Source organism: Longimicrobium sp., from assembly GCF_036387355.1.
In the GTDB taxonomy this organism is placed as follows: Bacteria; Gemmatimonadota; Gemmatimonadetes; order Longimicrobiales; family Longimicrobiaceae; genus Longimicrobium.
Map to the genome: position 1 here is coordinate 1 of NZ_DASVTX010000333.1, position 6679 is coordinate 6679.

General features: G+C 70.7%; 6 protein-coding genes. All 6 read right to left on the bottom strand.

The window, feature by feature from the left end; all coding sequences use genetic code 11:
- Window positions 1-669: bifunctional diaminohydroxyphosphoribosylaminopyrimidine deaminase/5-amino-6-(5-phosphoribosylamino)uracil reductase RibD (gene ribD, locus VF665_RS14735; protein WP_331054199.1), on the bottom strand; the 669-nt coding region annotated here is incomplete at its 3' end.
- Window positions 670-808: 139 nt separating this feature from the next.
- Entirely contained in the window at window positions 809-1846 is a 1038-nt protein-coding gene (locus VF665_RS14740; protein ID WP_331054200.1) for a hypothetical protein, read from the bottom strand.
- 8 nt (window positions 1847-1854) lie between these two features.
- Complete coding sequence (gene purM / locus VF665_RS14745) at window positions 1855-2892, bottom strand: phosphoribosylformylglycinamidine cyclo-ligase (protein ID WP_331054201.1); 1038 nt, start codon at window positions 2890-2892, stop codon at window positions 1855-1857.
- Window positions 2885-3808, bottom strand: coding sequence for a PfkB family carbohydrate kinase (locus VF665_RS14750; RefSeq protein ID WP_331054202.1), 924 nt, complete (start codon window positions 3806-3808; stop codon window positions 2885-2887). Before VF665_RS14750 ends, purM begins: the two co-directional genes overlap by 8 nt.
- A 591-nt stretch (window positions 3809-4399) precedes the next feature.
- The gene (gene argS, locus VF665_RS14755) at window positions 4400-6100 is read right to left on the bottom strand and encodes an arginine--tRNA ligase (protein ID WP_331054203.1); all 1701 of its coding nucleotides are present in this window, start codon (window positions 6098-6100) and stop codon (window positions 4400-4402) included.
- The gene (locus VF665_RS14760; protein ID WP_331054204.1) at window positions 6101-6427 is read right to left on the bottom strand and encodes a zinc ribbon domain-containing protein; all 327 of its coding nucleotides are present in this window, start codon (window positions 6425-6427) and stop codon (window positions 6101-6103) included.
- Window positions 6428-6679 lie beyond the last annotated feature (252 nt).

A 6679-nucleotide genomic window follows, 5' to 3' on the forward strand; every position in this document is an offset into this window, starting at 1 on the left:
AGGCGGAACGCGGGGTACGACTTCTCCGCGCACCGTCAGCCGCGGGTCATCCGCCAGCGCGGTGCCGATGCCGACCGCGACGGCGTCGTAGCCGGCGCGCAGCCGGTGCACCTCGGCGCGCGCCTCGTCGCCGGTGATCCACACGGAGCGGCCGTCGCGGTCCGCGATGCGCGCATCCAGCGACATCGCCAGCTTGAGCGCGATGAACGGCCGCGCCGCGCCGGCGTCCGCGTGGCGGTGGAAGAAGACGGCGTTCTGGTCGCGCACGTCGTGCTCCTCCACCCCGCCGACCGCGTCGATCCCCGCCTCGCGCAGCACGGACGCGCCGCCCGCCGCTTTGGGGTTGGGATCGAACCCGCCGAACACGACGCGGCGCACGCCGGCCGCGATGAGCGCATCGGTGCAGGGCGGCGTCTTGCCCCAGTGGCTGCACGGCTCCAGCGACACGTACGCCGTCGCGCCGCGCGCGCTCTCGCCCGCGGCGCGCAGGGCCTCCGGCTCCGCGTGGGGGCGGCCGTACTCCGTGTGCCATCCCTCGCCCACGACCTCGCCGTCCCGCACGATCACGCAGCCGACCATGGGGTTGGGCGCGGTGCGTCCCCATCCCCGCTCCGCCAGCGCGATCGCCCGCCGCATCCACGCGCGGTCCGCCTCCGAAACGCCGCTCATCCCCGCTCCGCCACGCTGTTCATCCATCGAGGCCCCCAAACGGACGCGGGACGGAGGCCACAGCCCCCATCCCGCGATCATCCTCAACGCACGTGCTCACGACAACTCAGCACTCCGCACTCAGCACTCCGCACTGCCCTTACAACGACAGCCGCGCCCCGATGCTGCCGAAGAACGTGCCCTCGCCCGGATCGAAGTCGCTGGTGCTGGGGAAGCCGGTGATGGCGTCGTCGCCCTGCATCCATCCCACTTCCGCCACCAGCGAGCCCACCAGCACGGTGTACGACAGGTCCACGAACGCCGACCAGCGGTCGTTGTCCACGCTCACATCGCGGAACCGGCGGATGTCTTCCGTGCCCACGCCGCTGGGCGCGCGGAAGGCAAAGTCCGCATCGGTCTTGAACTTGTCGTAGCCCACGCCAAGGGTGGCGCCCAGGCCCAGCAGGCGCTTGCTCACCGCCGCGCGGCCGCTCAGGTTCGTGAGCCCGAACCCGATCTCGCCGAAGTCGCCGCCACCGGTGCAGGTACTGCGGTTCTCCGTCGTCGGCACCTCGGTGCCTTCGCAGACGGTGCCGAACGTCACGTCGCCCAGGTCGCGGTACATCACCGAAACGGACACGCCGGGAGTGACGAACGATTCGCGGATCAGCCCGACGCGCGCGCCGGCGCCCCAGGAGTAGGCGTTGTCGCCGAAGTCGTCGCCAGCCAGCGACAGCGGCAGCACCGTCACGCTCCCCAGCAGGTCGATGGCGCCGAACCCGCCGATCATGGGCGCCACGCTGAAGCCCTGCGTAAGGCCCACGGACACGTTGGCGCCCACCGCCGGGGCGGGCACGCGGAACTGCTCCGTGGTCGCCTGGCCGCCGCTGGTTTCCACGTCGCGGATGTCGGGCAGGCGGGCCGCCACCACGTTCACGCGGCCGGTAAGGCTCACGCGGGGGAGCACGCCCAGGCGCACGCCGCCGGTGCTCGCGGTGCCCAGCGTGGGGTTGCCGCCCGCGAGCAGAATGCCAAGCTGCGGCTGCGCGGCGTCCACGGCCTGCGCCACGGCGCCGCAGCGGCTGGCCACCTCAGAGTTGCTGAACGAGGCGCACACCGTCTCAATGTCGCCCTGCGCGGCCAGCGGGCCGGCCATCAGCGCGGCCGCCGCGGCGGCAGGAATCATCCACTTGTTCATCGTCATCCTCAGCTCAGAATCACCTCGCGGGCGCCGGGGACGATCTCCCCCGCGATCCACGCCGTTTCGCCCGCGGCGGCCAGGTCGCGCACGGCCGCATCCGCGTCCGCCGCCGGCACCACGGCCACCATCCCCACCCCCATGTTGAAGGCGCGGAACATCTCATCGCGCTCCACCCCGCCCTCGCGCTGCAGCACGCGGAACACCGGCGGCACCGTCCAGCTCTCCAGGTCAAAGCGCGCCGCCACCTCCGCGGGAAGGATGCGCGGCACGTTGTCCACCAGCCCGCCGCCCGTGATGTGCGCCAGCCCGCGGACCCGGTCCGCCTGCAGGAGCGGATACAACGATCCCAGGTAGGACTTGTGGACACGCAGCAGCACGTCGGCCACGCTGCCGTCCTCCTCGGGAAACGCGTCGTCTACGCCCAACCCCATGCGGTCGAACACGATGCGCCGGGCGAGCGAGTAGCCGTTGGTGTGCAGTCCGTTGGACGCCACGGCAACCAGCGCGTCACCCGCGCGGATTCCGCGGCCGTCCAGCACGCGGTCTTCCTCCACCATGCCCACGATGGTGCCCGCGAGGTCGTACTCGCCCGCGGTGTACATGTCGGGCATTTCCGCCGTTTCGCCGCCCAGCAGCGCGCACCCGTTGGCGCGGCAGCCGCGCGCCACGCCCGACACCAGTTCCTCCACCACGCCCGGCTCCAGCTTTCCCACGCCGACGTAGTCCAGAAAGAAAAGCGGACGGGCGCCCTGGACCAGGATGTCGTTGACGCAGTGGTTCACCAGGTCCTCGCCCACGGTGCCGTGCCGGCCGGCGGCAAAGGCCACCTTGAGCTTGGTGCCCACGCCGTCCGTGGACGCCACCAGCACCGGCTGCCGGGCGTCGCGCGGTACGCGGTACAGCCCGCCGAACGAGCCGAGCTCGGACAGCGTGTCGGCGGTCGCGGTGCTGCGCACCATGGCGGCCACGCCCTTCATGGCCCGGTGCGCGGCGTCGATGTCGACGCCGGCCGCGGCGTAGGAAAGGCCCGGCTGCTCAGACACCGGCGTTCACCGGGAGTTCAAACACCGTCATCTGGTGGAACTGCCGGGTGCGCTCCTCGATCTCCTCCGCCGTAAGGTCCTTGAAGCGCTCGATGGAGAACGCTTCCACGGCGTACGAGCCCAGCACCGAGCCGTAGACCACGGCGCGGCGCAGGTCCGCGTCCTCCAGCCGGCCGCTCTGCGCCACGTGCGCCATGAAGCCGCCCGCAAAGGCGTCGCCCGCGCCGGTGGGGTCAAAGACGACTTCCAGCGGATAGCCGGGGGCAAAGAAGGTGGAGTGCGGCGTAAACAGCATGGCGCCGTGCTCGCCCTTCTTGATGATCAGGTAGCGGGGCCCGCGCTCCATGATCCACTTGGCGGCCTTGGCCAGGTTGTGCTGGCCGGAAAGCTGGCGCGCCTCAGCGTCGTTCACCATCAGCAGGTCCACGCGCTTGAGCAGCTCCAGCAGGCGCGTGCGCTTGATTTCGATCCACAGGTTCATGGTGTCGCACGCCACGAACTTCGGCTTGCGCACCTGGTCCAGCACGCCGATCTGCAGTTCCGGGTCGATGTTGCCCAGGAACACCCATTCGGCGTCGCGGAACTGCTCGGGAATTTTGGGGCTGAAGTCGGCGAACACGCCCAGGCGCGTCTCCAGCGTTTCGCGCGAGTTCAGGTCGTAGCTGTACACGCCCGACCAGCGGAAGCTTTCGCCTTGCGCGCGCTCCAGCCCGGCGAGGTCCACGCCGCGCTCGGACAGAAAGTCCAGAGCCTGCACGGGATAGTCATCGCCCACCACGCCCACGAGCTGCACGGGGTGGAGCAGCGAGGCCGCGGCGGAAAAGAAGGTGGCCGAGCCGCCGAGCGCGTCTTCCGCGCGGCCGAACGGGGTTTCAACGGTGTCGAGCGCGACGCTTCCGACGACGAGAAGGGACATGGTCCGCTGTATCGGTGAGTGATCCGCGCCCGCGAATCCGCGGGCGCGCTCAGGTGGTTGATGTTTTCCGGATCGAACTGCGCCAAGCGTCTGCGGGCTGTGGCCCTCACCCGGCTCGCCTGGGCTCGCCACCCTCTCCCACGAACCGATGTGGGAGAGGGGACACACCCCGGTTCGGAGCGGAGGCCGGTTCGGCGCATGCCGAGGCACCCCTCTCCCCCCAGCCCCCTCTCCCGCAAGCGGGCGAGGGGGAGCCGTTCGGCGTGGGGGCGAGTTCGGCGCGCGCCCGACACCTCGCCCGGCGGTTGAAACCGCGCCTCGAACCCCACGAAGTCCGCCTTCGCGGACTGCATCCGAAGGGCCCGGCGCGTCCGGCGCGGGCAGGCCCGTCCGCCGGGGCGGTTGAAGCCTCGATCGTGGGCGCGTCAGCGGCCACGAGTCGGGGCTTACCGCGGTTCGAGCGGCGGATTCATCCGCTCAACGATGGACGAAAGCCCGCCGTCAACACCCGCACCCTCCGCCCCCGTGCAGGTGAAGTCTCCCCGTCTGTTTGGGGAGACTTTCCGCCGTTGTTGCGGCGAATTCATTCGCTCAGCCCTGCTCCGCCGCGCCTTCTTCCGCACGGTCCATGCGCTCGGGCGCGCTGATGCCGAGCACGGCCAGGCCGTTGCGCAGCACCGTCTGCACGCCGCGCGCAAGCACCAGGCGCGCGCGCGACTGCTCCGGCGACACGTCCGCGCCGATCACGCGCAGCGAGGCGTCGCGGTTGCCCGCGTGGTACCACGAGTTCACCGCGCCCGCCACCTCTTCCAGGTACGCGCAGATGGAGTGCGGCGTGTGCGCCTCCGCCGAGAGCGCCACTTCTTCCGGAAAGCGCATCAGCAGCTTTACCAGGTCCGTCTCGGACTCGTGCGCCAGCAGCCCCAGGTCCGCCGTGGATGGGTCCACCGTGGCCGCGTCCACCTCCGCGCGGCGAAAGATGGACGACATCCGCGCGTAGGCGTACTGGACCTTGTAGACCGGGTTGCGGTCCGACTGCTCCAGCGCCAAATCCAGATCGAACGTGAGCTGCGCCTCGGCGCGGCGCATGAGGAAGAAGTAGCGCGCCACGTCCACGCCCACTTCGTCGTACAGCTCGCGCATGGTGACGTAGTCGCCCGCGCGCTTGCTGAACTTGACCTCCTGCCCGCCGCGCATCACCAGCACCATCTGGTGCAGCACGTACTCGGGATAGCCCTTGGGCAGCCCCAGCGCCTGCAGACCGGCGCGCACGCGGGCCGTGGTGCCGTGGTGGTCGGAGCCCTGCACGTTGATGGCGCGCTGGAACCCGCGCTCCCACTTGGTGACGTGGTAGGCCACGTCCGGCAGAAAGTACGTGGGATGGCCGGTGCTCTTGACCATCACGCGGTCCTTGTCGTCGCCGAACTCCGTGGTCCTGAGCCAGACGGCGCCGTCCTTCTCGTACACGTACCCCGTCTCACGCAGCCGGCGGATGGTGTCTTCCACCCGGCCGCCGGTGTAGAGCGACGATTCCAGGAAGTACTCGTCAAAGCGGACGCGGAACCCGCCCAGGTCGCGGTTCTGCTCCTCGCGCAGCACGCGCACGGCGTACACGCGCATGGCGTCCAGCGCCTGGGGGCCGTCGTCGCCCTTCCAGCGCTCGCCGTGCTCGGCCGCGATCTGCTCCGCGACCTCGCCCACGTACGAGCCGTGGTATCCATCCTCCGGAAACGCCACCTGGGCGCCCACGGCCTGCTGGTACCGCGCCCACACGCTGCGGGCCAGCTTGTTGATCTGCTCGCCGGCGTCGTTGTAGTAGAACTCGCGGTGCACCTTCCACCCGGCCCACGCCAGCAGCTCGGCCACGGCGTCGCCGAGCGCGGCCTGCCGCCCGTGGCCGATGTGCAGCGGCCCGGTGGGGTTGGCGGACACAAACTCCACGTTGACGGCGCGCCCCTGCCCCGCGTTGGAGCGGCCGAACGCGTCGCCCTCGGTGACGATGCGGGCCAGCCCGTCGCGCACGTAGTCCGTGGACAGGCGGAAGTTGATGAACCCCGGCCCGGCCACTTCGGCGCCGCTGATGCCGGCGGCCGCGCGGTCAATGCGCTGCACCAGGTCGTCGGCGATCTGCCTCGGAGAACGTCGCAGCGCCTTGCTGAGCGTAAGGGCCACGTTGGTGGCCCAGTCGCCGTGCTCGGGGTTGCGCGGGCGCTCCAGCGCGACGGCGGGCGCGTCCACGCCCATGTCGCGCAGTGCGCGCTCGATCTCCGCCTGCAGAATGTCTACGGCCATCTACTCGCTCTTGGGGCTCGGCTTTGATTCGGTCTTGGCCGCGCCGCCCGTGTCGGCGGCGGGCTTGGCCGCGGGGGCATCGGACGAGGCCGCGGGGGTGCCGCCGCCGCTCTTGTCGCTCTCGGCGGCCTTCTTGTAGCCCTCACCGCGCTGGTAGTCGGTGATGTAGAAGCCGCTGCCCTTGAACACCAGCCCCGCGCCCGCGGAAATGCGGCGCTGCGCCTGCGTTCCGCACGCCGGGCACTCGGCCACGGGCTCGTCGGACATCTTCTGGAACTTCTCGAAGTCGTTGCCGCACTGGGGGCAGCGATATTCGTACGTCGGCATCCTGCGTTCCTGGCCTGCGAGTGCTTGTACCTTTTCGTCACAAACCCGCGTAACGTACTATCCGGGGCGGCGCGGGGCAACGGAAGTGGGGTGCGGAAGTGCGGGAGTGCGGGAGTGCGGGGTGCGGAGTGCGGTGCGGCCGCCGGTGTGGTGCGGCGGGCGTGGTGCCCGCGCGCGCTGAGCGGACGAATCCGCCGCTCGGACCGCGGTAAGCCCCGGCACGTGGCGCTGTCGCGTCCACGTCCGAGGCTT